Source organism: Corynebacterium glyciniphilum AJ 3170, from assembly GCF_000626675.1.
Classification (GTDB): Bacteria; Actinomycetota; Actinomycetes; order Mycobacteriales; family Mycobacteriaceae; genus Corynebacterium; species Corynebacterium glyciniphilum.
In genome coordinates this window covers 2,998,209-3,024,182 of record NZ_CP006842.1, presented here as the reverse complement: position 1 = coordinate 3,024,182, position 25,974 = coordinate 2,998,209, and the positions used below count along the sequence as shown (strand labels likewise).

Here is a 25,974-nt window from a genome sequence, read left to right as displayed (position 1 = left end):
CAGGCCGGGGCCTCAGGGTGCCGGGGTGTGATCGGGCCCCACCCGGTGGCGCGACCTACCCGGTGCGCACCACAGAGAGATTGCCCAGCTTGTCGAACCAGGAGCGCTTCTCCGGGTCATTGGCGATGCCCACGCCGATGAAGATCTGCAGGCCGATCTGGACCAGGCCGCCGATGATCGGGATGATCTGGCTGATGATCCAGCTGTTGCGCTTCAGAGAGGCCACTGCATCCGGGTTGGAGCCGTCCGCGGTGACGACCTTCATACCGAGGATCCGCTTACCCGGGCTGGCGCCCCAGGCGACCTCACTGCCGACGCGGGCGACGAGCCAGACGATGATCATGACCAGACTTGTGGTGAACAACGAACCGGTGCTCAGGTCGGAGCTGTCCACGCCCATCAGTGAGGTGATCGCGGTCGAGATCAGAGCGATGATCACACCGTCGATGAATGTTCCTGCCAGGCGACGACCCGCGCCGGGACGGTTGTTCGGGACCAGACGGTTCGGGTCCTGCCCGTACGGGTCGTTGTTGTAGGCCCCGTAGGAGGGGACGCCGTCATAGGGGTTGGAGTTGTTGGTCATGGTGTGCTTCCATCCTTCGGTACATCGGGTGATTGCGGGTCTTCAGCATAGAGCAGCAACCCCAGAGGCTGGACAGACCAGCCTCTGGGGTTACTGTGTGCGGCCAGAGAGAATCTAGGCGTTGACGCTGGCGCGCGCCTTCTCGGCGGCGGCGACGAGCACCTTGAGGGCCGCGGTGGTCTCCTCCCAGCCGCGGGTCTTCAGACCGCAGTCCGGGTTGACCCACAGCTGGCGGGCCGGCACGGCCTCCAGGGCGTCGGCGAGCTGCTTGTCGACCTCGCCCTGCTCCGGCACGCGCGGGGAGTGGATGTCCCACACGCCCGGACCGACGGCCAGCTCGAAGCCGGAGTCCTTGAGGGCGTGCAGTACCTGCATGCCGTTACGGGAGGCCTCGATGGAGGTGACGTCACCGTCCAGGTCCGCGATGGTGCCGATGAGCTCGTTGAACTCGGAGTAGCACATGTGGGTGTGGATCTGGGTCGCATCCTCGGCACCGGAGGTGGCCAGACGGAAAGATCCGACGGACCACTCCAGGTAGTACGGCTGCTGGGCGCGGCGCAGCGGCAGCAGCTCACGCAGTGCGGCCTCGTCGACCTGGACGATCTTCGCACCGGCGTCCACCAGGTCGTCGATCTCGTCGCGCAGGGCCAGGGCGACCTGGTCGGCGGTCTCGCCGAGCGGCTGGTCGTCGCGGACGAAAGCCCACGCCAGCATGGTCACCGGACCGGTGAGCATGCCCTTGACGATCTTGTCGGTGAAGGACTGCGCGGTCGTGAACCACTCGACGGTCATGGCCTTCGGGCGGGTCACGTCACCGAACAGGATCGGCGGACGGACGCAGCGGGAGCCGTAGGACTGGACCCACGCCAGGTCGGTGGAGTGGTAGCCCTCGAGCTGCTCGGAGAAGTACTGCACCATGTCGTTGCGCTCGGGCTCACCGTGGACGAGCACGTCGAGGCCGAGTGCCTCCTGACGGTCGATGACGTCCTTGATCTCGTTGACCATGGCCTCGCGGTACTGCTCGGGGGTGAAGTCACCCTTGCGCAGCTTGGCGCGGGCCTGACGGATCTCCGTGGTCTGCGGGAAGGAACCGATGGTGGTGGTCGGCAGCGGCGGCAGGCCGAGCTCCTTCTCCTGCACCTCGCGACGCTGGTCGAAGGGGTTGCGGTGGCGGTCGGCCTCGGTGATGGCGGCGGTGCGCTCGCGCAGCGCGGCGTTGCGGGTGCGCTCCGAGTTCTTGCGGGAGGCCACGGCCGCGTGGGCCTCGGCGACGGCGGCGTCGTCACCCTCGGACTCCTCGCCACGCAGGGCGCGGGACAGCAGGGCGACCTCGGCGACCTTCTCGGCACCGAAGGCGAGCCAGCTGCGCAGCTCGGCGTCGTTGTCGAGGCTGGTCTCCTGGGCGAGGGAGTAGGGGACGTGCAGCAGGGAGGACGAGGTGGAGACGCCGACCGGGCCGCGCTTCGCCAGGGCCTTGAGGGTGTCCAGGGCACGGGCCAGGTCGGTGCGCCAGATGTTGCGCCCGTCGACGACGCCGGCGAGGATCTCCCCTTCGCCGGACCAGGACGGGAGCAGGTCGGCGTCGGCGACGTTGGTGTCGTCGGCCTGACGCTCGTCGGTGCGGCCGGTGACCAGGTCGACACCGAAAGCGGCGATACCGATACCGGAGAGGGTCTTGACGGCCAGGTCACCGTCGCCGAAGTAGGTCTGGACCAGCAGGTTGGTGTCGCCTGCGGCGGAGACGAGCTTCTCGTAGCCGGCGCGGGTGCGGGCCAGCAGGTCGGCCTTGCGGGCGTCGTCGTTGTCGACGTCGGTGACCAGGTAGGGCTCGTCGAACTGGACCCAGGCGGCACCGCGGTCGGCCAGGCGGGGCAGCAGGCGGGCGTAGGCCTCGAAGATCTCCTCGAGGTGGGTCAGTGCGTCCGACCCGTCGGTGGTGCGGGCCAGAGCCAGGTAGGTCAGCGGGCCGATGAGGACCGGACGGGCCGCGGTGCCGCGGGTGACCTGGTCGCCGAGGTCGGCGAGCAGGGCGGCGTCGTCGAGGCGGAACTCGGTGTCGGCGGCGAGCTCGGGCACGATGTAGTGGTAGTTCGTGTCGAACCACTTGGTCATCGCGCTGGCCGGCAGCTCGGCGGTGCCGCGGGCGGCGGCGAAGAGCCGGTCGATGAAGGCGGGGAGGCCGTCGTTGCCGTGGTCCTCGATGTCGGCGACGCGGGCAGGCAGGGCGCCGAGCAGGGCGGAGGTGTCCAGCATCGAGTCGTAGAAGCTACGGCCGATGGTGGGGACGGAGTCGAGGCCTGCCTCGGTGAGGTTGTCGGCCTGCTGGTTGACCAGCTGGGTGGCGACGGTGGCCAGGTTGCGGCCGGTGGAGTCGTCTTTCCAGTAGGTCTCGAGGGCCTTCTTCAGCTCGCGCTTCGGGCCGATGCGCGGAACCCCGGCGACGGTGGCGTTGATCTGTGCGTTCACAAATGATCCTTCACATGTGGATGTACGGTTCTCGCCGTCGAACGGTGAGTCACATGCGGTGCCCCGGGGGTGAGCCCCGGACATGGCGGTCATCGAACGTTGATGATGATGAACGGCAGGCCACATGCTGCGGTGTGTTGCAAGTACCCGGGCTCGGCCGGGACGTGGGACACCACAGGTTCCACCTCGTCCGGGGCTCCAGGAGGGGAACTCGACTCTTGTCGACTGCTTCGCGACCAAGGTAACCAGTAGACCGCTTAGTCTGTCAAGTCTATCACGTTATCCGCGTGCGGTCGCCTGTCGCACCGTCTGTTCTGCCCTATGTCATCTGGGTCACCGCCCAGGTCAGTAAATGGCCGTTTCGTGACCCCTGCGGTGGCTCAGATGACATGCGCACTCCCCGCACACGTGCGCATGTGGGAACCAGCCACGTCCTGTGTACCCACCCCGGCACTCACTTGCCCCCGCCGACGCGACTAGGCAAGATAGGACCAGCTACAGGCTGCTCCCCGAGGTGACATAGGGGATCCAGCCACGGCGCCGCATCTCCGCGCGCCGCACGTCCGACCCATCCAGGAGCCGACCAGTGCGTCCTCTGTCACGATCCCTGCGCATCACCCTGATCTCGATCGCCGTCGTCATCTACGCGGTGACGTGGCTCTACCTTGTGCTCAACCAACCGGAGGACTCCGACTTCTCCTCCATGGCGGACTCCGCGTCCACCACGATTGCGCTCGTCGGCTTCCTCGTGCCCACCGTCATCGCCCTCATCGCGGTGATCCCCACGTTGCCGGTGCGCACCCTGGCATTGATGCCGGTCGCGTTGGTGCTCAATATCGTCGTCGGACAGGTCGTGGGGACGATGGGCCTGCCGATTCCGCTGTACCTCGACTCCTTCGGCACCGTCCTCGTCGGCGTGCTCGCAGGCCCGGCGGCGGGACTGGCCACCGGTGGGCTCTCCGCTCTGGTGTGGGGGACGTTCAACCCGACGATCGTTCCCTTCGCCGCCGGCTACGCGCTGATGGGCCTGGCTGCGGGGCTGGTCAGGAAGCTGTTCCGTTCGGCGTGGTGGAAGGTCGTGGTCGCGGGCCTGGTGCTGGGCTTCCTGTCGGCTCTGGTGTCCGCGCCGGTCGCCTCTTTCATTTTCGGCGGTACAGCGGGAACAGGCACGGGCCTGCTCGTGAGCTTCTACCAGTCGCTGGGCGCCTCGCAGACCACGGCGGTGTTCCTGCAGTCGTGGACGTCTGACCCACTGGACAAGGTCATCGTGTTCCTCGTGGTCTGGGTGGTGGTCCGGTCCCTACCGGAACGTTCCCGCAGGACGTTCGATCCTGACGGTGTCCCGGCGCAAAAGGTCTCCGCGGCCGTATGAGTCCGCTGACCCCGTTGACCGCGGCGGTGAGCGCCATCGTCACGGTGATGGTGCTGCACAACCCGTGGGTGTCGGCTGTGTTTCTGCTGGGCGCGGCTCTTCTTGCGTTCGCAGGACGCCGCCAGCGCCGTGCACTCACCGCTGGTCTGGTGCTCTCGGCGCCGGCGTTCCTGTCGTATGCGCTGATCTACGTGCCTTTCGGGGATGTTGAGGTCGCCCGTGTACTTGTCCCGGTCACCTCGGACGGGGCGTGGATTGCCTGGGATCTCGGACTGCGTTTTGCTGCGATGACGTGTTCGGGCCTGGTGCTCGGCAGCTTCGTCGACGCGGATGCGTTGATGCGGAGACTGCAGCTCAGCGTTCCCGCACCGTTGGTGTACATGGTGGGGACGGTGGTGCGTCTGTTGCCGATGGCGCAGCAGCGTTGGCGGACGATCCGCCAGGTCCAGGCGTCCCGCGGGGTGGATGTGGAGACGTGGCGGTCGCGTGGCGCGACCGTCCTGCCCCTGGTGGTGGGGTTGATCGACGACGCATCTCAGCGGGCCCGCCCGTTGCAGCGGACGGGAATCGGTGAGCCGGGGGTGCGGACGCTGCTGATGCCGGTCCCGGACTCTGCGGTTCAGCAGGTGTGCCGGTGGGCGATGGTGGTTGCTGTGGTTGTGGTGATCGCTGTCGGGGTGCTCATGTAAGAAAACGGGGGCAGCACACCACTGACCGGTAGAACAATCGCTCAAGGCAAAGGGGATCCCAGTATGTCGGTCTCCCTGCTACGCTATGCCCCATGTGTTCCCTGGGAATAGCAGTGACGAGGATCCGCGCCCATTAGCGGCGCGGTCTTACTCCAATAGGCCTACCGCCGCTCCGCAGCATCAGCCGGGTGGCCATTTTCGCTTGCCCGGATCATCTCGATCATCCGGAGTTCCTGAACACTATGCCGACTTATCACGGCGGCCGACACGAGTACGGCCAAAACTTTCTCAATGACCGCACAATAATCAACGATGTGATTGCCCTGATCGACGACACCGACGGCCCGATAATTGAGATCGGTCCCGGAGGAGGAGCTCTCACCGAACCTCTGATCCGACTTGGGCGGCCGGTGACAGGCGTCGAGATCGACTCAAGGCAGGTTCAACGCCTCTCCAAGAAGATACCCGAGGTCACGCTGGTGACCGGTGACTTCTTGAGCTACCTCCTTCCGAGTCAACCCCATGTGGTCGTCGGGAACCTCCCCTTCCACATCACCACCGCCGTACTGCGGAAACTGCTGCACTCCGGAAGCTGGAGCCATGCCGTCCTAATTGTCCAGTGGGAGGTTGCCCGCCGTCGTGCTGGCATCGGTGGCGCAACATTGATGACTGCGCAGTGGTGGCCATGGTTTACCTTCACAGTGCACCGCCGCATTCCGGGCAGGGCATTCACTCCAAGCCCGGGCGTGGACGCTGGCCTGCTGACCATAGTCCGGCGCACGTCACCTTTGATTCCCACGGAAGCGGGTCGTAGTTACCGTGCATTCGTCCATGCGGTATTCACTGGAAAGGGTAGGGGCATCCGTGAGATTGTCGCGCGGATCCTCCGTAGCAGGTCGGCCTCGGTCGAACTAAAGCGCTGGTTGCGCGATACAGGGCTACCCGCATCAGTGCTGCCTAAAGACCTTGCTGCGGAGCAATGGGTTGAGCTCTACGATCTGGCGGTGGACCTGGGATGGCGGGCACAACACAAGTAGTCCCCGCTACCGACCTCCGGATGGTGTTCCCCCTCCTGTCTCCACGGTGCTTACCGTCGTCCACATGCCGTCCTGTCCGAGGGTGTGGTGGCGAACATCCAGTCCGGTGGCCCGCAGCTGATTCGTCACCCAGTCAGGGGACAACCGGAGCTTTGGATAGCTGCTCTTGTGGAGTTCCCACTCGGATCCGTCCCAGATGTAGATGAGATCGTTGACGATGGCGATGTCGTCATCCGGCTAGTCGAGGACGCACATCATGATTCGGTCAGAGTCGCTTCTCGTCGGAAGGAACCGGTCGAGTCCAGTGAGCGCTGTGCTCATGTCCCGGTACGTCAGCACGAAACTGCCGTCAGGGGAGAGGACCCTCCGAACCTTTGTGAACAGTGCCGTTACAGCCTCTCGATCGGGCAGGTGCAGGAGCGTGTCTCGCATGCAGACCACTGCATCAGCGGATGCGCCGTGAAGTGCCTCGGGCAACGCCGCGAGAAGATCATCCTGCACCGTGCGGATCCCCGTCCGGTGCCCCACGTTGCTCTTCAGCTCATCCAACAACTGTCGGCTGGTGTCGATACCGACAACCTCGGTGAAGCCGATGTCGGACAGTGCGTAGGTCTGGGGTCCTGGCCCGCAGCCCAGGTCAATCGCCAAGTGTCCTGCGTTTAAACCCAGTGACCGCAGGAAATGTGTGTCGGACGCGGCGAGGGATTCCACATCGCCGCCGAGCATCCAGGCGTAATGCTCGGCCAGAAGTGCATCGTAATGTTTACGGGGATCGACCATATAAGAGAAAGGCTCCTTACTAGACTCACATCATGACAATTATGCGCCCTGTTGAGCTTTCAGGCGAGAGGGTTCGTTTGGAGCCACTGTCCTTCGAGCATGAGAGTGGTCTCATTGAGGCGGTGCAGGACGGTGAACTGTGGAACCTCTGGTACACCGCTGTCCCCTCACCGGACGAGATGTGCAGGGCGATTGGACGGCGTCTTGCGCTGCAGGACGCCGGGAGCATGATTCCGTACGCGACGCGTGACCTCCGCGACGGAAGGCTCATCGGAATGACGACGTTCATGAACGTCGACGCATCGGTCCCGCGAGTGGAGATAGGATCGACGTGGAATGCCATCCGGACCAGGGGACAGGGACGAACGCGGAGTCGAAACTCCTCATGCTCACGCACGCCTTCGAGGAGTGGGGATGTTCCGCCGTGGAGTTCAGAACCTCCTGGCACAACCACGAGTCCCGCACTGCCATCGAACGGCTGGGCGCGAAGCTCGATGGTGTGCTCCGCCAGCTGATGCGGAGTTCTCTTTGTTACCGGTTGGGACAGCCTCTCTGAGGTCTGCCGTTCACGCAGGTTTATTCGTTGGCACAACCGCAAGCCGGAGTAACAGTCCCAGCAGCCGCCGGATCAACGAGCAGACTCCGGAAAACGCTAGGCACATTCCCACGATCCATAGGAGACCACCGCCGATATTGGGGCCGGTGGGGGCCATCCAGAGTGGAATCCACAGCAGGATCCCTGCGACCAGGGAGGCGAAAGGCGGCCAGCTCTGTCGAGGAAACATATTGTCGCTGACGACTGAGATGAATACCGCAGTACTAGGCGCCCATGTCATCAGGTCGTTGATCCACTCAGTGGTGAAGTCGCCGCTGGAGCGTCCGATCGGACCAAACACCTCGACCCATGCAGTAACTGCCGCGCCGGTGATACCGAGGATGAGGAGTCCCAGTTCGAGGAGTGGTAGGCGCTCCACCACCAGCGCCAACAGAACTGCGGGACGGCGCACTGGGTGAGGAGATTCCGGTTCTATCGTCATTGCATCTCCTAACGACGCGCTCCGGCTACTGCATGATCTTCGTCGACTCGATGGCTTCCGTCGTCTTGCGGTTGTAGCCGTCGAGAAGGCCCCGCAAGACGAGCCCGAGTATCAGCATCGGGACGGCGAACAGCAGCAGCAGGCCCAGCTCGATCCACAGGTCGCCTTGGTAGACACCGGCGATGGCGGCGCGCATCGCGTCGATCGCGTGGGTCGCCGGGAGCCATGGGCTGATGCTCTGGAACCACCCCGGCAGCAGCGCCAGCGGGTACGCGCCGCCGGCTCCGGATACCTGGAACACCAGCAACAGCACCGAGATCGCCTTACCAGCGCTACCGAACGACAGCACCAGTGTGTAGACGATCAGCATGAAGACGAGCGACGTGACCCAGCCGCACACCAGAAGCAGGATCGGGTGGGCGGCGTCGATCTGCACGAAGAAGATCAGACCGAGCACCGCGAGGGTGCTCTGTGCCAGTCCGATGCAGGCGAAGATGGCGAAGCGTCCGAAGAAAGCCTGACTCCGCGTGTACTCGGTGACCTCGTCGGAGGCGTCATTCTGACCGGGAGCCGTGGCATTGACCTCGGTGTCGCTGTCGGCGTCGCTATCGGCTTTGACGTCGGCTTCGCCGCCGGCCTCACCGTCGGCGGTGTCCTCAGCTTCGCCCGAGCTCTTGCCGTCCCTCTTCTTCTCCGGCACTCCGGTGCGCAGGAGCACCGAGGTCAGGACGGCACCGATCCACAGCGCGAGGGTCAGGTACAGAGGCGTCATGCCGACACCGAAGCTTGCGACGGGGAACACCGGCTGCCGGTCAACGTCGATCGGGGCGGCCAGCTGTGACGCCAGTGCCTCCGGGTCAGATCCCACGACCTCGGCGAGTCGGGAGAAGTCACCGGTCTCACCGGCGGTCGACAGCGCATCCTGAAGGTCGGAGAACCGCTCGGCATGCTCGTCAAGACGGTCGGCGAGGCCGGCGGTGGCGTCACGCGTCCGTCCGAGCACGTCCTGCACGGAGCCGGGGGAGTCGGACGTCGACGACCTGATGTCGCCGAGGTCCTCCCGGACGCTGGCGATGTTGTCGCCGAGGGAGTCGAGGGTGGTCCCCAGCTCCGACAGCTGGGGTTTCAGGTCTTCGCGGTATGACGTCACAGCGTCGCTCACCGCGGCCCTGGCCTGCGAAATCGCGTCCTGGCTCTCCTGGCGGGAGGACTGTGCCGACCCGTTCCCGCTGGAAATGTCTTCCGCGGTCTGCGCAAAACTGTTCTGCAGGTCCGTGCTCCGGTCGATCGCCGCGTCGAGGCGGGCGAGTACCCGCTCGTAGCCGGGCTGGGCGACGTCGGGGAGGGCGCCGGAGACGTTGCTCTCCAGGGTGTCGCGCAGCGACTGGAAGAAGTCCACCTGCTGTTGGACGCGGTCGGCGAGCGTGTTGAACGTGGAGGCGGTGCTGTCGCTGGTGGCGTTGGCACTGTCGAAGAGTTCGCCGAGACGGTCGCTCACCGCACCGTAGCTGTCGCCGGTGGCCTGCAGAGCGGTCTCGAGGGAGTCCGTGGCGTTGCGGAGGGTGGAGTCCAGGTCGGTGGCAGCGCCGGAGCCGCCACCGATGCTGGTGGACGGGTCATCGAACTGGTCGCCTGCGGCACTGATGATGCTGTCCGCGCCCTGTACCAGCGGAATGGAGGAATCCACCAGCCCGGTCAGTGAGCGTACGGTCTGGGCACCGGAGTGCAGGCGAGTGCTGATGTTCTCCACCCGCGACTCGATGCGCTGGATCGCGGCCTGGGTGTCGTCCTGCTCGAGATAGTCGTCGAGAGATGACACCAGGCCCAGCCCCACGCTGCTGAGGGTCCGGGTGAACGTCTCGTTGATCTGCGAGATCATGCCGTCGGCACCCTGTGCGGTGATCACCGTGGAGAGCGCGTTCTTCTTTTCGTTGGTGTACAGGTCGAGCTTCGAGGGTTCGGTTCCTGCGACGTAGAACGTCAGCATGTCGGTGCTGAAGGACGGAGGCAGGACGATGGCCGCGTAGTAGTCGCCGGCTTTGGTGCCCTCGACCGCCTTGTCTTCGGCGGTGATGACCCAGTCGATCTGGTCGTTCCTGCTCAACTGGGAGAGCACCTGGTCGCCGAGGTTGATGCGCAGCGACGCCAGATCGCTCTCGTAACCGTCGTCGGCGCTGGCGACGGCGATCTTCAACTGGTCGGTGTTGCCGAAGGGGTTCCAGCTGGCCAGCACGTTGAACGTGGAGAACAGCAGTGGGATGACGACGAGACTGAAGACCACCACAGCGGTCATGACGTTGTTCTTCATGCCGCGCAGATCGCTGCGCAGGATGTTCATGGCCTTCTTCATGCGTTGTCTCCGTCCAGGGAGTACGTCTTCGGACGCTTGCTCTGCGTGTCGGCGGCTTCCTGGAGTTGTTCCTCAGAGAGGTCGGTCAGCTCCTGGACGTGGGCGAAGCTCTGTCTGACGTATTCGAGGGCGGCGATGATCCCGACGATCAGCAGGCCCCACAGACACAGGAGCCCGAAGAGGAGCGCTTTTTCGTCGGTGTAGATGCGTGCGAGGACGCAGAGGATGAGGACACCGACGACACCGGTGATGATCGTGGCGCGCAGCAGCTTCGGGTAGTTGTTCCTGATCGGCTTCCAGCGGTTGTCGATCTCGTTGCGGAAGGCGTCGCGGTCGCGCATGGCGTGGATCACGTCGGTCAGTCGGTAGCTGCTGCCGACGACCTCCACCTGGTCGTTGACGACCAGGCCGGACGCCGCGTGTTGTCTGTTGACCATCCCCTTCACGTTTGACAGGCCGCGGCGTAGCAATGTGCCGAGGATAAACGCGATCACGGCCATGACCACGAGCGTGCCCATGGCCTTCCAGTAGTGGTTGCCGTAGAAGCCGCCGATAGTCTCCCGCAGGGCGTCGATTCCGTAGGTCAGTGGCAGGATCGGGTGCAACGCCTGGAAGAAGTCCGGTGTCATCTCGATCGGATACATGCCCGAGGCGCCCGGGATCTGCAGGAATGCCAGGACAACGGCGATCACCCGCCCGATATTTCCCAGGGCGGATATCAGCGCGTAGACGATACTCAGATAACACAGCCCGATCGCGACACAGGTCGCGACGAATGCGACGGGGTTCACCGACTGGACACCCATGATCATGTTGCCTACGGAGACGACCACACCCTGGCATGTGCTCAACACAGCGAGGAGGAGGAGACGACCGCGGTAGGCCTGGGCGACTGTGAGCTTTTTCTTGAGCCCGGCGGTGTCGACTTCCGTCCGGAAAATCACCATGAGCATGAAAGCGCCGATCCACAGCGACAGGTTGGTGAACAGGCCTGCCATGCCGGAACCGTAGTTGGCGACCGGGTAGACAGCGTGGCTCTCGACTTCGGCGGGGGTTGCCATGAACTCGGAGATCCCGACGGAGTCCAGGTTGGACACCGTGCCCAGGACGCCGTCGCCGGACGCGGCGGTGAGGGCGAGGACGTCCGCCCGTGCGGTCTGCAGCCCGTCCTCGATGCCGGACAGATCGTTGCGGAAGTTGCCGAGGACGTCCTTAGCTGTCCCGAGCTGGCTGTCGAGTCCGTCGAGAAGGGTGATGGACTCGCCCAGCAAGGTCCGTTGCGAACTCAGCGCGGAGGAGAACGCGCCAGCGGTGGAGTTCACCTGGTTGATCGCCGAGTTCAGTGCCGGCAGGGAATCGCTGACCGAGCTGCGCAGCCCCTGCGCCCGGTCACGGGTGTCACTGGTCGCGGCAGCCAGGGCGTCCGCTGCCGCATTCACGGAGGACACGGTGTCGGACGCATTGCCCTGCAACCCGGAGAGGTCGTCGAGTAGTTCCTGGTTCGTGGCGTTGCGCTCCCGGAGGTCGTTGAGCGTGTCCGTCAGCGGTCCAGACACCCCGGGGGTCACGGCGGCATTGTCGAGCAGCGTCTCGAGTTGGTCAATCGCCTGGTCAGCCTGCCGGACGATGCCCGACGCCTCCCGGGTTGCGGTGCCGAGTCCGGCTCCCGCGCGATCGAGTTCTCCGGTGACGGACGCGATAGCCGCATTCGCCGAGGCGGTCCCGTCCGCCAGCGCGGTGGTGCCCTCCACGTACGCCGCGGTTGCCGCGTCGGAGAAAGACGTCACCTGCTCCTGGACCTCGGTCATGATTGACTGCACCTGGTCGAGCGCGGTCGCGGCGTCGCCCAGGGTCGCGTCGACGGAGCGCAGGGCCTCCTGCGTGGCGGCGATGGTGGGGCGGGCGCCGTCGAGCCGCTCCTGGACCCGTGTGAGCTCGTCCTGCGCCGAGGCCATCGTTCCCGCGGTCTCGTCGAAGGCGTTGGCCGTGCGGTCGCCGGCGTTGGTGAGGCGGTCGCCCAGTGAGCCGCCGGCGTCGCGGAGCTCGGTTGTCACGGACTCGGCGACGGTCTCCTTGAACACTGACGTGATCGTCGAATCGAGGGTCGTCGCACCCTGGTCGGTGATCTTCGGCGAGATCGCACTCTTCTTCTCGTTGACCTGGTACTGAATCGTCGGCTGAGAGTACGTGCCCTCAAACATGCTGAGAATATCGGAGGAGAAGCTGGTGGGGACGGTGATGCTGGCGGACACGTCCCCCTTCCTCAGTGCGTCGTCCGCTTCGTCTTCGTCCATGAACTGCCAGCCCAGCTGGTCGTTCTGTTCGAGTTGGTCCATCATCTGGCCGCCCACGTCGATGGGGCCGGTGATGTCGGAGGTTCCGCCCTCGTCTTCGTTGACGACGGCGACACCGATGTTCTGGGTGTTGCCGTACGGGTCCCAGAAGGCTGCGACGTTGACCCAGGAGTAGAGGGCAGGGGTGATCAGCACGCCGATGACGATCACCCAGACTTTGGGGGTGCGCAGGATGCGTCCGACGTCACGTGTGAAGATATTCCAGCTTACGGCCACCCGGTGACCGTAGCACTTGGCCGGGTCGCGGGTGGCAGGTGTGCAGTTTTCAAAGCTAACTGTTACCGCAGTCTATTACCCTCGGTCGCATGACGTCTCCGGAGACACGACCCCTCGTCCTGGCGATCACCGCGTGCCCCACCGGCATCGCCCACACCTACATGGCAGCCGAGAACCTTGAGGCGGCTGCAGACACTGCCGGCGTCCGCGTCCGGGTGGAGACCCACGGCTCCATCGGCGTGGAGAACGCCTTCACCGTCGAGGAGATCCGTGATGCCGCGGCTGTCGTCGTCGCAGCGGACATGAAGATCGACACGGCCCGGTTCGCCGGTAAGCCGTTGGTGTCGACCGGGGTGGACGAGGGAATCAAGAAGCCGGCGGAACTGCTCCGGTCGGCACTGGACGCGCCGAAGAGCAGTGGTGACGATGCTGCGGGTGTCGATGGCAGCAGCCGCGGGGAGACTGACGGGCAGCGGTCCTGGACCCGTCGCTTCGGCGATGACCTCTACCGGGCATTGATGAACGGTGTCTCCCACATGATCCCCTTTGTTGTCACCGGCGGTCTGATGCTTGCGGTGGCTCTCTCCCTCGGTGGCGAGCCGACCGCAGAGGGCCTGGTCATTCCGGAGGGAACGTTCTGGGACACGCTCAACCAGCTCGGAGGATTGGCCTTCTCCCTCATGGTCCCGGTGCTGTCCGGATACATCGCGATGGCCATCGCCGACCGCCCGGGGCTGGCGCCAGGCTTTGTGACCGGGCTGGTGGCTGTGACCGGGGACCTGTACGGATCCGAAGCCGACGCCGGATTCCTCGGTGGGATCGTGACCGGTGTGCTCTCCGGCTACGTGGCCCTGGCGATCCGGAAGATCCCGGTCCACAAGTACATTCAGCCCATCTGGCCGATCATCGTCATTCCCGTGGTGACCACGCTCGTGGTCGGGGGTCTCTTCATCTATCTGTTGGGCAAGCCGATCGCCACGCTTTTCGAGGTGATGACCGAAAGCCTGGAGGGGATGCAGGGGTCTTCGGTTCTCCTGCTCGGGGCGATCATCGGTGCGATGATCGCTTTCGACATGGGAGGTCCGCTCAACAAGACAGCGTTCCTCTTCGCCGGCGGCCTGATCGCGACCGGTAATGCTGCGCCGATGGGAATGGCGGCCGTCGCCATCGCCGTCCCGCCGATCGCCGCGGGCGTGACGACGTTGCTGGCGCGCAGCAGGTTCAACAAGGCGGAGCGGGACGCCGGGGTGGCCGGTCTCTTCATGGGCTTCTTCGGTATCTCGGAGGGGGCGATTCCGCTCGCTGTCGCGCGTCCACTGCAGATCATTCCCGCCAACGTTATCGGCGGGGCAGTAGCGGGCGCTCTGGCCGGCATGTTCGGTGTGAAGGACAATGTGATGCACGGCGGGCCGATCGTCGCGGTGCTCGGTGCGGTGGAGGGCATCGCCTGGTTCTTCCTGTGCCTGGTTATCGGTATCGCCGTGACGTCGGCGGTGTCCCTGCTGCTCATGGCGGTCACGACGGGCGCTCCGGGGGCGGGGAAGGACGCCGACGCAGACACGGAGCCGGACGCGGAGCTGACCTCGTCGGATCTCATCGACGCAGGCACCGTCGTCCTCGATCTCGTTCCCGCGACCGGTCAGACAGGGGAGTCGACCGGAGCTGCGGCGGTGATCCGTGCCCTCGCCGGACAGGCGGAGCAGCAGGGACGTCTTGCCGAGACTGAGGTCGTGGATGCAGCACTGGCTCGCGAGGCGCAGTCGACTACTGCGGTCGGTCATGGTGTGGCTATTCCCCACGCACGGAGCGCCGCGGTGAGCGTCCCGACGCTGGTGTTCGGACGGCTCCAGACCCCGGTGGAGTGGGACGCTCCGGACGGTATCCCGGTTGACCTGGTGTTCCTTATTGCGGTGCCGGATGATGCGGGCAAGCAGCACCTCAGGGTCCTCGCGAAACTCGCCCGTGCGTTGATGAAGGACGAGTTCCGGGAGGCGTTGCGGTCCGCATCAGCGTCGGAAGAGGTTGTCGGCCTGGTGAAGGGCCTCGGTGTCGACGAGGTTCAGGGGGCGACCGCGTAGTTGTGCATTCGCTTGCATCTACCACGGTGTCAGGATGTGCACTAGACCTATGGATCACCACGACAGCCTGCTTGCGATCGGGACATTCTCGCGGCTGACAAGCATCAGCGTAAGGATGCTCCGGCATTATCAGGAGCACGAGTTACTCTTTCCAGCTCACGTCGACCCACACAGCGGGCGACGTTTCTACAGTGCAGACCAGTTGAGGACTGCGAATCTCATCGTCTTACTCAGGGATGCAGGATTCTCCATCGATGCAATCGCAAGGATGCTGGCGGCGGGTACGGATCCAGTGAAGCTCGACGCCGAGCTTGAACACCATCATGGACGTCTCACCGAACGGTCACGCGAACTGCATACGCAGCTTGCGCAGTTCGACCGGTTACGTACACAGCTGAAAGGACATCCTGACATGACGGACGTCACGATCGAACACATGCAATCCATGGTTCTCGCCGGATTGCGTCGCGTTGTCTCCGACTATTCGGAGGAAACGCAGCTCTGGCAGGAGATCATGGCTCTCCTCCAGGAATCAGACGCAGCGTTCCCGGCGGGAGGGTGGTCGGGAGCCACCTTCCACGACCCCGACTTCAAGGAGAGTGACGCCGATATCGAGGTGTGGGTTCAGGTCACGGAGTCTTTCACTCCTCCGGACGGACTGGAATGCCGGCATGTGGACGAGTGCGACGTCGTCACCGCGACGCTGCACGGTGACTATGCGCAAGTCCCTGCAGTGACAGAGCAGGTAGGGCGTTTCTTGGCTGCCCGTGACCTGACCGTCGGCCCGATGTTCAACATCTATCACGTCAGCCCGGCGCAGAATCCCGATCCTACGGCGTGGGTCACCCAACTGTGCTTCCCGATCACGGATACGCCCACTGGTACGGTCACCTCATGATCGACCGTTTCATCTGGGCAGCCTCCGGCGCCGGGCTGTCCGAACATGCATGGGCTGCCGCGGAAGAATCCGGGGCGGCCTGGGTGGGCAATGATGCGGCGGCCCACGTCTCGCTGCTGCGCTCCACTGTCCGCGAGGAACTCGCTTTCGGCATGGAGCAGCAGGGCATCGCGCCGGAGATCATGGCTGCCCGGATCGATGCGGCGATGGACACCTGGGGTCTGCGGCACATCGCTGAGCGGGAGCCGTCGCGGCTCTCCACCGGGCAGACCCGGCGGCTGGCGGTCGCCGCGGCCCTCCTCCGCGACCCCGGTTCACTGGTGCTCGACTGCCCGACCGACGGACTCGATGCCGCGGCGGTGGAGACACTCCGTGCCGCGCTCGCCGAGTTCGACGGGACGGTCACAGTCTACGACCGGGTGCGCACCGTTCTGGCGGATGACGCTGACCAGGAGATGCGGTTGGACGGGACGGACGAGGATGCACCGGATCCTGTTCCTTCGTCCTTTGCGGACACCGCTCCGGGAGAATCTGTGCTGACCATGGAGAATGTCGGGGTTACTCGCGGGGCCTTCACACTCGGGCCGGTGAACCTGAATGTCTTCAGTGGCCAGGTGACTCATCTTGGCGGCGCCAACGGTTCGGGGAAGACCACGTTGATGCTCGCCGTCCTCGGCTTGCTGCCACATGAGGGCACGCTCGATACACCCGTTGCGGGATGGGCCCCGACGGGCATGGACGCCGCATTCTCCCGGCGGACCGTCCTCAAGGAGCTTGCTGTTGGCACGGACGCCGCCCATGCGGAGGCGGCGTTGGAATGGGTGGGGTTGGAGCGGTGGCGCGATGTCCATCCGTTGGATGTGCCGAGTTCTCCGCGACGTATGCTCGCGGTCGCGGCCGCCCTGGTGCGGGGGCCCGGTTTGTTGATTCTCGATGAACCGACTGTCGGGCTGGACGCCGAGGGATATGCGTGGCTGACGCGTGTGATGCGTGGCTACGCCGCCGGGGAGTACCACGCGGAACTCACCTCAGCGGGGGTTGCGGCCTTGTGGAACGGAGGGCGCCCTGCGGTGCTGTGGTCCTGCCACAATGCGGCATTCGCCGACGCGGTCAGTGACCGGTCGGCGATGCTGGGCTCTCTGGCCTGATCAGGCGTCGATCTCCTTCGGGCTGTCGTCCCCGGAGCGTCCGACGGTGATCTTGCGGCTCTTGGACCGCTCCGCCACCGGTAGGGTCACGGTCAGGACACCGTCGGTGTAGTCGGCGGTGACGCGTTCAGTGTCCACACTGTCGCTGACAGTGACCTGTCGACGGTAGGTTCCGGTGAACCGCTCATTCGCGATCCACTTGTGGGTGTCCCCGGTGCTGTTGCTCTCGGAATCTCCACTGGCGTCAACTGCGTGCCGTGGCCCGGTGGTGCGCTCGGCGGAGATGGTGAGTACACCGTTGTCGATGTCGACGTCGATGCTGTCAGCATCCACGCCCGGTAGGTCGGTGGTCAGGATGTAGTCGTCGTCCTTGCGAACCAGATCCATCGGCATGAACCGCGGAGTCTGGTTCCGGTTCACCGTCCCGAGCGCGCCGGATTCTCCGAAGATCTCACGGGCGACGGAGTCGAGCTGGGCGAAAGGATCGAAACGGAAGGTGGCCATGGTGAGTACCTCACTCCTTCATCTGTCTGCTGAACTTGCGTACACCTGACTCAACTGTGTGCCTTCAAGGTTTATTCCACAGGACTCAACTTTGGGGAGAATTTTTTCGGGAGCGCGTGGAAGGGCTGTGTCAGGGGGCCGATGTGAACCTCACATGAAGGTGGGATCGGATTTCGGCCGCTTGACCCTCACGCTGCGTCAGGGACGATGATCACTGGCATGGACAACAACACAGAGAACAAAGAGTTCACCGTCAGTCAGGCCGCCGACTACCTCGGCGTCACCGTGCGTACCCTGCACCACTGGGACGCGAAGGGCCTGCTGGTTCCTCAGGTGCGCACATGGTCGGACTACCGTATCTACACCTCCGATGACCTGGCCCGGGGCCAGCGCATCCTCGTCTACCGCGAGTCGGGTGTCCCCCTCGCCGAGATCGCTGATCTGCTGGACGCTGCCGGTGGGGATGAGCGTGCCCACCTGTTACGCCAGCGGGAGATGCTGCTGGAGCGCCGGGACGGGGTGGAACGCATGCTTTCTGCCGTGGAGAACCTGCTCGCCGAGGTGACGTCCGGTGTATACACCGGACCGGTGCCACCCGACCGGGTCCGGGAGATCCTCGGCCCGGACTGGGACCCCGACTACCAGCGTGAGGCTGAGGAGCGCTGGGGTGACACCACAGAGTGGGCGCAGTCCCAGGAGATCATGTCGCAGATGGGGGAAGACGACTGGCGTGCCGTCCGCGAGGAGGGTGATGCATTCGCCCGTGCGCTTGCCGAGGCCCATGAGCGTGGCGTCGCGCCGGGGTCGGAGGAGGGCAACGCGCTGGCGGAACGGCAGCGCAGTTCGATCTCGCGCTGGTACGACTGTCCACACGGTCGACAGGTCATTCTGTCGGCGATGTACGTCGGTGATGGCCGGTTCCGGACGAACTGGACCGTGAACGGGGACGATCACACGGATTACCTCGTGGAGTTGATCCGCGCTAATGCGGCCGGTCACGGTGTGGACGTGGAAAACCCTGAGTGGTGAATCCCGGTGCCGTGCCGGATTCCGTTCACTGTGAAGTGAAAGAGTGCGGGGTGTCGGGCGATGTGCGAGGCTGTCGCCATGACACAGAAGCAGACAGATCAGTCTATTGAACTCACCCGCCTGTCCCACAATGTCGGGGCGAAGATCGAGGGGCTCCGTCTGGGTGGAGACCTGGATCCGGACACCGTCGACCGGATCCGCACCGAACTGGCCCTCCACAAGGTCCTCATTATCCGCGGTCAGCAGCACCTCACAGATGAGGACCAGTATGCGTTCGCCAGTCTGCTGGGCACCCCCACGCTCGCTCACCCCACCGTGGTTTCCCACGGCCGGGACAACCTGATCCTCGAGGGAGCGGCGAATGCATGGCACACCGACGTGTCGTTCGTCGACCGTGTCCCGAAGATCTCCGTCCTGCGGGCGGTGGAGCTTCCCGGTTACGGTGGTGCCACCGAATGGGCGAACACGGTCGCGGCCTACGAACGCCTTCCGGAGCCGTTACGGGACCTGGCGGATGCACTGTGGGCCGTCCACACCAACGACTACGACTACGCCTCGGCGAAACAGCCGGAAGCCCCGGACGTCACCGACTCCAGCGGGTTCTCCTACGCCGAGTTCACCCGGGTCCGTTTCGAGACCGAGCACCCGCTGGTCCATGTACACCCCGCCACGGGGGAGCGTTCGTTGTTGCTCGGACAGTTTGTGTCTCGGATCAGCGGGCTCCGTGACGACGAATCGCGGGATCTGATCCGCCTGTTCCAGGCCAGGATCCTCTCCCCGGACAACACCGTGCGGTGGCACTGGGAAGAGGGCGACGTCGCCATCTGGGACAATCTCGCCACCCAGCACTACGGTGTGGCGGATTTCGGTGATCAACGTCGTAAGAACCACCGTGTCACGCTCGCAGGGCCGGTCCCCACCAGCGTGTCCGGCCAGCGTTCGCGCATCATCACCGGGGACGCTTCGGCCTACTCGGTGATCGACGACAGTGGTCGCCTGGCGAACTATCCGGGAAACCTGGCGGTTGCCTGACTGGACTGCATGTCGACCATGGGGAGGCTGGTAGCGTCTTGACCCATGTACACGCCTGACGTCATCGGTACACCCCTTGCACCCAATGCCACGAAGGTCCTGTTGCTGGGATCCGGCGAGCTTGGCAGGGAGGTGACCATCGCCCTGCAGCGCTACGGGGTGGAGGTCCATGCCGCGGACCGTTACGAGGGGGCACCGGCGCACCATGTCGCCGATGTCCACCACACCATCGACATGACGGACCCCTCCGCCGTACGTGCCCTGATCGACGAGGTCCGTCCGCAGTTCGTCGTCCCGGAGATCGAGGCACTGGCGACCGATGCTCTGCAGGACGTGGAGGACGAGGGCCTGGCCACAGTCATCCCGACCGCGCGCGCCACACGGTTGACGATGAACCGCGAGGGCATCCGAACCCTGGCCGACCGGGATCTGGGGTTGCCGAACTCCCGCCACGTCTTCGCCTCGTCCTATGACGAGTTCCTCGAGGGGGTCCGCAGGATCGGTATGCCTTGTGTGGTCAAGCCGGTGATGAGCTCCTCGGGCAAGGGCCAGTCCTACGTGCGTTCCGAGGACGACCTGCGGCGTTCCTGGGAGTACGCGATGAGTGGGGCGCGGGTGTCCTCGGGACGGGTGATCATCGAGCAGTTCGTGCCATTCGACTATGAGATCACCCTGCTCACCGTGCGGTCAGTGGACCCGGACTCGGGCGACGACGCCACCTGGTTCTGCGAGCCCATCGGCCACCGGCAGGACCGGGGAGACTACGTGGAGTCCTGGCAGCCCGCACAGATGACGACAGCGGCGCTGGAATCCGCGCGCTCGGTCGCCGCACGTATCACCGGCGCGTTGGGAGGACGTGGCGTGTTCGGTGTGGAGCTCTTCGTCAAGGGCGACGACGTGTACTTCTCCGAGGTCAGTCCCCGGCCGCACGACACCGGCATGGTGACGATGGGGTCTCAGCGCTTCAGCGAGTTCGACCTGCACGCCCGGGCGATTCTCGGGCTGCCGATCGACACCACACTGATCTCCCCGGGCGCGTCAGCGGTGATCTACGGGCGCGTGGACAGCGGCGAGTCCGCTGCAGCCCCGACCTACTCCGGCCTGGCGGAGGCTCTGACCGTGCCGGAGACCGAGGTCCGGATCTTCGGTAAGCCGGTCAGCCATGAGCGGCGCAGGATGGGGGTGGCCTTTTCCACGGCAGAGACCGTCGATGTCGCCAGGGAGCGGGCCACTGAGGCGGCGTCGACGGTGACAGTCGGTATCGACCCGGCTACCCCCGGCACCACGTCAGACAGTGGCAGGTGGGGGCGCTCCTGAGGGGCGTCACTCGTTGTCGAAGATCACTTCCGCCTCGACCTGCACCAACCATCCTTCGACGGGCTGCTCGGCCACGCCCACGGTGACCACCGTCGGCTTGGTGGGGTTGGTTTCCCCGGAGTACCGCGAATCGTCATCGTCGGTGTCGTCGGTGTCATCGTCGACCCCGCCGGTCGTGTCGGTCGGTTCCGCGTCAGGGGACGTCGAGGGGGCCTCGTCGTCCGACGGTGTGTCGCTGTCGGAGGGGCCTGAGGGTCCTGACGGTTCCGACGTGGTGGACGGGCTCGTCTCCGCGGTCAACGTCACCGCCGAGGTGCCCGTCAGGAGTGAGTCTCCGGTCAAGGGATCGAGGTTGGCGAAGAACGTACGGTAGGCCCGGTTCCACCCCTCGAAGTCGGCCCCGTCATCGGTGCCGTCCTCGGGGGTGAGGTAGACCCGTAGCGTCGCGACCTCGGAGATGCGGCGGCCCTCCTCCTGCACCATGTCGGCGAGCTTCTGGAGGACCTGGAGCGACTGCGCCTCGGTCACCGTCATACGGGGAGGCAGTTCACCGTCCTCGAGCAGGGCGGGGTCGACGAACTCCATGGGAGTGCCGGGCTCGGCGTCGTCATTGAGGGAGTCCGGGCCGGTACCGGAGGTACGCCACAGGTCGGCGCTGCCCGGAGCGGAGAGTGCCAGGGCCCGGTCGGCTGTACTGTCGTCCTCCGTGGTGCTGAACACGGTCTCGAAGGAGCAGGCCGACGCTCCGAAGAGGAGCGTGGTGCCGGCACCGAAGGCCAGCACGACGCGGCTCATCCGGCTTCGGGCACGTGCGAAAACGGGGATGCGGGTCATGGGGGATGCTCCTGCTGAAAAATCACGATGTGTCGCGCACAAGTATTCTCGCACTGACTCTACGGTCCGGTCACGGTGAAGGGGCACACGCCCCGTCAGGACACGGTGGTGGCACACGCCTGCTTACCGCAGTGAGCGGTGGACGGTGTGTCCGCGCATGTCTCGCACAGCAGGATCATGTCCCGGCATTCGCCGTTGGCGCAGTTGTGGAAGGTGTGTGTGGCCGTCCCGCAGTGCACGCAGGTTCCGAGTGAGGCAGCATCCTCGCTGAACTCCATGTGCATCCTCTTGTCGAAGACGTACAGGGAGCCCTCCCACAGTCCGGAGTCGCCGAATTGTTCGCCGTAGCGGACGATGCCGCCGTCGATCTGGTAGACATCGGTGAAACCGCGGTTGCGCATCAACGAACTCAGCACTTCGCAACGGATGCCGCCGGTGCAGTAGGTCACGACCGGACGGTTCTTGAGATCGTCGTACTTGCCGGACTCCAGCTCACGCAGGAAGTCATGTGTGGTGTCGACATCGGGGACCACCGCGCCCCTGAACCTGCCGATCTGTGCCTCCATGGCATTGCGGCCGTCAAAGAAGACGACGTCGTTGCCGGTGTCACGCTTCTGCTCCACCAGGTCGTTGACCTCGGCAGGGGAGAGGTGGGTGCCGCCGCCGACAACACCGTGTTCATCCACACGGAGTTCGTCGGCAGCGCCGAAGCTGACGATTTCGTCGCGGACCTTCACCGACAGTTTCGGGAAGTCCTCAGCGGAACCGGGGGACCACTTGAACTCCATGTCATGGAATCCGGGGTACTCGCGGGTTCGGCGGATGTACTGCTTCACCGCGGTGAGTGATCCGCCGACGGTGCCGTTGATCCCGTGGTGGCTGATGATGATCCGCCCGCGCAGGCCGAGAGAGTCGCACAGGGTGCGCTGCCACAGCATAACCGCGGTCGGGTCCGCGATCCGGGTGAAGCGGTAGTAGAGGAGGATGCGTGTCTCGGAATTCGTGCCTTTGGTGCTCTTGGTTCCCACCCGGGACACTCTATCGGGCCCCGGGCCCGACACCCCCTTCTGTGTCCCGTTTCCCCGACCTTCGTGGTGACCTCAGTCGAGGGTGAGGTGCATTTCCTGGTGCTCGATGCCTTCGGCCATGAACGGCTCATCCGTGGCCTCGAAGCCGTACGACTTGTAGAAAGGCATCAGGTAGGTCTGTGCTTCGATCTTCACGACGGTCTTCTGGACGTTGGGGTCCAGGGCTGCTGCGCGTCCGCGGATGACCTCGAGTGCGTCGTCCACGAGCTTCGAGGCGATGCCGAAACCGCGGAAATCCGGATGGACGCAGAGCCGTCCGATATGCTGCTCCTCCGGCGGGCCGAAGACCCGGAGGGTTCCGACCAGACGCAGGGGAGAGCCGGGGTCGGGGAGACCCCAGGGGTAGTCCGGGCCGGAACCGGGGTGAACGTACGCCAGGAGCTGGTGGGTGCCGGGGTCGATGTCGGTGTCGTCGATCTCGGCGAAGCTGGCGCGTTGCTCGTTGACGAAGACGTCCACCCGCAGCTTGTAGAGTGCATGGACCTGCTGGGGCTGCATGTTCAGTACCTGCTTGCCCGTGAGATGGACCTCTGGCGCTTCAGCGGCAGGGTTGCGGCCTGCGGTGTTCGTGGTGTCGCTCATAGTCTTAAGGATAACGGTATGAGCGCAATGAATCACCAAAAGGCGAAGAAAATTCTGACTTTTATCCGAGAACGCAAAAAGGCCCGGCGACCTGGGGTTTCTCCGGGACTTTTGAGAAAGTATCTCGCGAATTATAATTTCACCGGGTGAATTACGACGCTATTCGCGAGTTCGGGGACTACGCTTTCACGCGCGCCTCACCGCTGGAGTAGTGCACCATCTCCTCGTGGGAACGCACCTTCTTGCGCTCGCGGCCTTCGGCTTCGCCCAGGCTGCGTTCGTGGGCGTCGAGGTTGTACCAGCCTTCCCAGGTGGTGTAGTCGATGTCGCGCGAGTGCAGAAGCTCGATGACGTCGTCCTCGCCCGGCGCCTCGGGGCCGAAACCGATGCCGGCATCGTAGTCGGCGAGGAGGTTGGCCACCGCCTCGTTCGCGTCGCCCTTGGTGTTTCCGATCAGGCCGACGGGCCCGCGGCGGATCCAGCCGGTGGCGTAGACCCCGGGCAGGGTCTCGCGCAGCTCAGCCTCCGGGTCGGCGGAGCCGGGGACGCCGGCGATGCCGTCGGCGGTGGGGCCCTCAGTCAGGACGCGGCCACCCACGTTGGGCAGGACGTTCTCCTTGCCGTCCCAGGGGAGGTCGTTCTGCTGGTCGGACTTGTAGCCCACGGCACGGTACACCTGACCGACGTTCCATTCGGTCAGTGTGCCAGTGGAGCGGACGCCGCCATTGCCGTCGAGCTCGGTGCGCTCGGTGACCAGGGCGGTCACCGTGCCGTTGTCGTCGGTGCGGACCTCCACGGGAGACTCGAAGAAGTGCAGGTAGAGCTTGTGGGGGGCGCCCTTGGGTTCGGCGACGGCGTAGTTTTCCAGGATGGTGCACACCTGGTCGGTGATCTTGGAGTTGTGCCGGGCGTTCTCGGACCCCTCGTCGTAGTCGATGTCCTCGGGATTGACGACGACCTCGATGGTGTCGGAGTGGTTGAGCTCCTTGAGCTCCAGCGGGGTGAACTTCGCCTGGGCCGGTCCGCGGCGCCCGAAGACGTGCACTTCCTTGGCCTTGTTGTTCTTCAGGGACTCATAGACGTTGTCCGGGATTTCGGTGACGAGCAGTTCGTCACCGGTCTTCGCGAGCACGCGGGCGATGTCGAGGCCGACGTTGCCGACACCGATGACGGCGATGGCCTCGGCGTCGACGTTCCAGGAGTCCTCGAAATGCGGGTTGGCGTCATAGAAGCCCACGAATTTGCCGGCACCGAGGGTGTGCTCGCCGCCGGGGATGTTCAGGTCCCGGTCGTCGGTGGCGCCGGTGGCGTAGATGACCGCGTCATAGTGCTTCTTCAGGTCGTCAAGGGTGATGTCTTCGCCGACGTTGACGTTGCCGAGCAGGCGGATCTGGGGCTTGTCCATGACCTTGTGGAGGGCCTTGATGATGCCCTTGATCCGCGGATGGTCGGGGGCGACACCGTACCGGATGAGACCGAAGGGGGCGGCCATCTTCTCGTAGAGGTCGATGGAGACGTCCTTGCCGGACTTCATCAGTGCATCGGAGGCGTAGATTCCGGCCGGGCCGGATCCGATGACGGCGACGCGCAGCGGGCGGTTGTCAGACATGAATGCGTTGGTCCAATCCGTGGTTGGCGGTTTCGTGCGGCAGCTCGGCGGCCGGGCAGGGGTGGTCTCCTGTGTACGTTAGTCTGCCCTGGGGCGAACCGAAAGTATCAGGACGGCGCAGGTGAGGACGGTCACGCACACGTATGACCGGATGTCAGGGTCAGACTATAGACCACTCGGTCTGGAAACTGCAAGGGTCGTCGGGGAAGCCCCTTGTCGGCGCGGGTGAGTATCTCCTACGTTGTGTCCGCGGACAGACCGGTCTAGTCTGGGGCGACACCTTAGGACCAGACCAAGCGGTCTGTACGGCCGGTGTCCTGACCGGCTCCAGCGTTCCTCGGTCCCGCGGCAGCGGGCGCGGGACCATCGACGACCAGGAAGATCAGGAGAAGAGAAGGTATGACCACGGCGACCGACGAACTGCCCATCACTGCTGAAGCTGCAGGAACGCCCGCCGACGCGTCCGCGAAGGCCAGAGAGACCACGGAGACTGCAGAGGTCACCGGCGACCCGGTGGCTGACGCCCAGGCCAAGGTTGACGAGACCACCGCCGAGACCGAAGCCGCGGAGGCTGCCGCAGAGGCGGCGCCGGACGACAAGAAACGTGCCGCCGCGGCACGGCGCGCACGTGCCGCGCAGAAGAAGGCCGCCCGTGCCCTGAAGAAGGCCAGGGAAGCGGCAGAGTCCGTGGAAACTCAGGAGCCTCGGACGGCTCAGGAGACCGCTGAAAATAAGGCAAACTCCGGGAACGCCGAAGTTGCTGCACCCGTCGCTGGAGCTCCTGCGTCCCTGCAGGACGCCCTGTCGCTGATCCGGGCAGGTGCGTCCGTGCTCGCGGTCGCTGCAGGGTCGGCGGAGGCGGCGGCAGCCGCCGAGCCCGGTGACACGAAGCTCGCCGAGGCGGCGAAGGACACCCGGTCGGCCGAACAGCAGGCCGCACAGGCGGTACGTACGGTCGAGTCCGTTCTCGG

At 64.9% G+C, this 25,974-nt stretch carries 21 protein-coding genes; 10 read left to right on the top strand and 11 right to left on the bottom strand.

What is annotated here, in order from left to right:
• Positions 1-55 precede the first annotated feature (55 nt).
• Positions 56-583 (bottom strand): RDD family protein, encoded by a 528-nt coding sequence (locus tag CGLY_RS14120; RefSeq protein WP_038550235.1) that lies wholly within the window; start codon positions 581-583, stop codon positions 56-58.
• A 114-nt stretch (positions 584-697) separates the two neighbouring features.
• Complete coding sequence (gene metE, locus CGLY_RS14115) at positions 698-3,049, bottom strand: 5-methyltetrahydropteroyltriglutamate--homocysteine S-methyltransferase (protein ID WP_038553233.1); 2,352 nt, start codon at positions 3,047-3,049, stop codon at positions 698-700.
• A 586-nt stretch (positions 3,050-3,635) separates the two neighbouring features.
• On the opposite strand from metE, the gene CGLY_RS14110 reads away from it, so the two are divergent.
• From CGLY_RS14110 to erm, 3 genes are all read left to right on the top strand, one after another.
• On the top strand, positions 3,636-4,421 hold the full coding sequence (locus CGLY_RS14110) for a glycosyl transferase family 9 (RefSeq protein ID WP_038550234.1): 786 nt from the start codon (positions 3,636-3,638) through the stop codon (positions 4,419-4,421).
• Complete coding sequence (locus CGLY_RS14105) at positions 4,418-5,110, top strand: energy-coupling factor transporter transmembrane component T family protein (RefSeq protein ID WP_038550232.1); 693 nt, start codon at positions 4,418-4,420, stop codon at positions 5,108-5,110. Before CGLY_RS14110 ends, CGLY_RS14105 begins: the two co-directional genes overlap by 4 nt.
• A gap of 242 nt (positions 5,111-5,352) precedes the next feature.
• Positions 5,353-6,147 carry a 23S ribosomal RNA methyltransferase Erm gene (erm, locus tag CGLY_RS14100; RefSeq protein WP_038550230.1) on the top strand — a complete coding sequence of 265 codons (795 nt, stop codon included), beginning with the start codon at positions 5,353-5,355 and terminating at the stop codon, positions 6,145-6,147.
• A gap of 237 nt (positions 6,148-6,384) precedes the next feature.
• Here the strand turns inward: erm and CGLY_RS14095 are convergent, their stop codons facing one another.
• Complete coding sequence (locus tag CGLY_RS14095) at positions 6,385-6,927, bottom strand: class I SAM-dependent methyltransferase (protein WP_052540259.1); 543 nt, start codon at positions 6,925-6,927, stop codon at positions 6,385-6,387.
• Between the two features lie 385 nt (positions 6,928-7,312).
• Between CGLY_RS14095 and CGLY_RS18125 the strand changes: the two genes are divergently transcribed.
• Entirely contained in the window at positions 7,313-7,483 is a 171-nt protein-coding gene (locus CGLY_RS18125) for a GNAT family N-acetyltransferase (protein WP_407080814.1), read from the top strand.
• A gap of 10 nt (positions 7,484-7,493) precedes the next feature.
• Here the strand turns inward: CGLY_RS18125 and CGLY_RS14085 are convergent, their stop codons facing one another.
• Genes CGLY_RS14085 through CGLY_RS14075 form a run of 3 tightly spaced genes read right to left on the bottom strand, consistent with a single transcriptional unit; the run spans position 7,494 to position 12,884 of the window.
• Positions 7,494-7,964 (bottom strand): hypothetical protein, encoded by a 471-nt coding sequence (locus CGLY_RS14085; RefSeq protein ID WP_144313698.1) that lies wholly within the window; start codon positions 7,962-7,964, stop codon positions 7,494-7,496.
• Positions 7,965-7,989: 25 nt separating this feature from the next.
• Positions 7,990-10,314 (bottom strand): YhgE/Pip domain-containing protein, encoded by a 2,325-nt coding sequence (locus tag CGLY_RS14080; protein ID WP_038550228.1) that lies wholly within the window; start codon positions 10,312-10,314, stop codon positions 7,990-7,992.
• Positions 10,311-12,884, bottom strand: coding sequence for a YhgE/Pip domain-containing protein (locus CGLY_RS14075; protein WP_081803945.1), 2,574 nt, complete (start codon positions 12,882-12,884; stop codon positions 10,311-10,313). Before CGLY_RS14075 ends, CGLY_RS14080 begins: the two co-directional genes overlap by 4 nt.
• A gap of 89 nt (positions 12,885-12,973) precedes the next feature.
• Between CGLY_RS14075 and CGLY_RS14070 the strand changes: the two genes are divergently transcribed.
• From CGLY_RS14070 to CGLY_RS14060, 3 genes are read left to right on the top strand one after another with little or no spacing between them, the layout of a single operon-like run.
• Positions 12,974-14,962 carry a fructose-specific PTS transporter subunit EIIC gene (locus tag CGLY_RS14070; RefSeq protein ID WP_038550226.1) on the top strand — a complete coding sequence of 663 codons (1,989 nt, stop codon included), beginning with the start codon at positions 12,974-12,976 and terminating at the stop codon, positions 14,960-14,962.
• 34 nt (positions 14,963-14,996) lie between these two features.
• On the top strand, positions 14,997-15,860 hold the full coding sequence (locus CGLY_RS14065) for a MerR family transcriptional regulator (protein WP_320406891.1): 864 nt from the start codon (positions 14,997-14,999) through the stop codon (positions 15,858-15,860).
• Positions 15,857-17,008: an ATP-binding cassette domain-containing protein gene (locus CGLY_RS14060; protein ID WP_038550223.1), complete on the top strand. Its 1,152-nt coding sequence runs from the start codon at positions 15,857-15,859 to the stop codon at positions 17,006-17,008. The genes CGLY_RS14065 and CGLY_RS14060 overlap by 4 nt, the downstream gene beginning before the upstream one ends.
• Here the strand turns inward: CGLY_RS14060 and CGLY_RS14055 are convergent, their stop codons facing one another.
• Positions 17,009-17,512, bottom strand: a complete 504-nt coding sequence (locus tag CGLY_RS14055) for an Hsp20/alpha crystallin family protein (RefSeq protein ID WP_038550222.1) — start codon at positions 17,510-17,512, stop codon at positions 17,009-17,011.
• A gap of 219 nt (positions 17,513-17,731) precedes the next feature.
• Here CGLY_RS14055 and CGLY_RS14050 point away from each other — a divergent pair, with 219 nt between their 5' ends.
• From CGLY_RS14050 to purT, 3 genes are all read left to right on the top strand, one after another.
• Positions 17,732-18,541 (top strand): MerR family transcriptional regulator, encoded by an 810-nt coding sequence (locus CGLY_RS14050; protein ID WP_158407400.1) that lies wholly within the window; start codon positions 17,732-17,734, stop codon positions 18,539-18,541.
• Between the two features lie 78 nt (positions 18,542-18,619).
• On the top strand, positions 18,620-19,573 hold the full coding sequence (locus tag CGLY_RS14045) for a TauD/TfdA dioxygenase family protein (RefSeq protein ID WP_038553223.1): 954 nt from the start codon (positions 18,620-18,622) through the stop codon (positions 19,571-19,573).
• Between the two features lie 45 nt (positions 19,574-19,618).
• Entirely contained in the window at positions 19,619-20,890 is a 1,272-nt protein-coding gene (gene purT, locus CGLY_RS14040) for a formate-dependent phosphoribosylglycinamide formyltransferase (RefSeq protein ID WP_038550220.1), read from the top strand.
• A 6-nt stretch (positions 20,891-20,896) separates the two neighbouring features.
• On the opposite strand, the gene CGLY_RS14035 is transcribed toward purT, so the two are convergent.
• The 4 genes from CGLY_RS14035 to CGLY_RS14020 all read right to left on the bottom strand — a co-directional run bounded on the left by CGLY_RS14035 (position 20,897) and on the right by CGLY_RS14020 (position 25,003).
• Positions 20,897-21,724, bottom strand: coding sequence for a RidA family protein (locus CGLY_RS14035; RefSeq protein ID WP_052540257.1), 828 nt, complete (start codon positions 21,722-21,724; stop codon positions 20,897-20,899).
• Positions 21,725-21,819: 95 nt separating this feature from the next.
• The gene (gene trhO / locus CGLY_RS14030; protein ID WP_038550218.1) at positions 21,820-22,752 is read right to left on the bottom strand and encodes an oxygen-dependent tRNA uridine(34) hydroxylase TrhO; all 933 of its coding nucleotides are present in this window, start codon (positions 22,750-22,752) and stop codon (positions 21,820-21,822) included.
• Between the two features lie 72 nt (positions 22,753-22,824).
• Positions 22,825-23,394: a GNAT family N-acetyltransferase gene (locus CGLY_RS14025; protein WP_038550217.1), complete on the bottom strand. Its 570-nt coding sequence runs from the start codon at positions 23,392-23,394 to the stop codon at positions 22,825-22,827.
• Positions 23,395-23,572: 178 nt separating this feature from the next.
• A complete protein-coding gene (locus CGLY_RS14020; protein ID WP_038550215.1) occupies positions 23,573-25,003 on the bottom strand; it encodes an FAD-dependent oxidoreductase in 1,431 nt (476 codons plus the stop codon).
• Positions 25,004-25,974 lie beyond the last annotated feature (971 nt).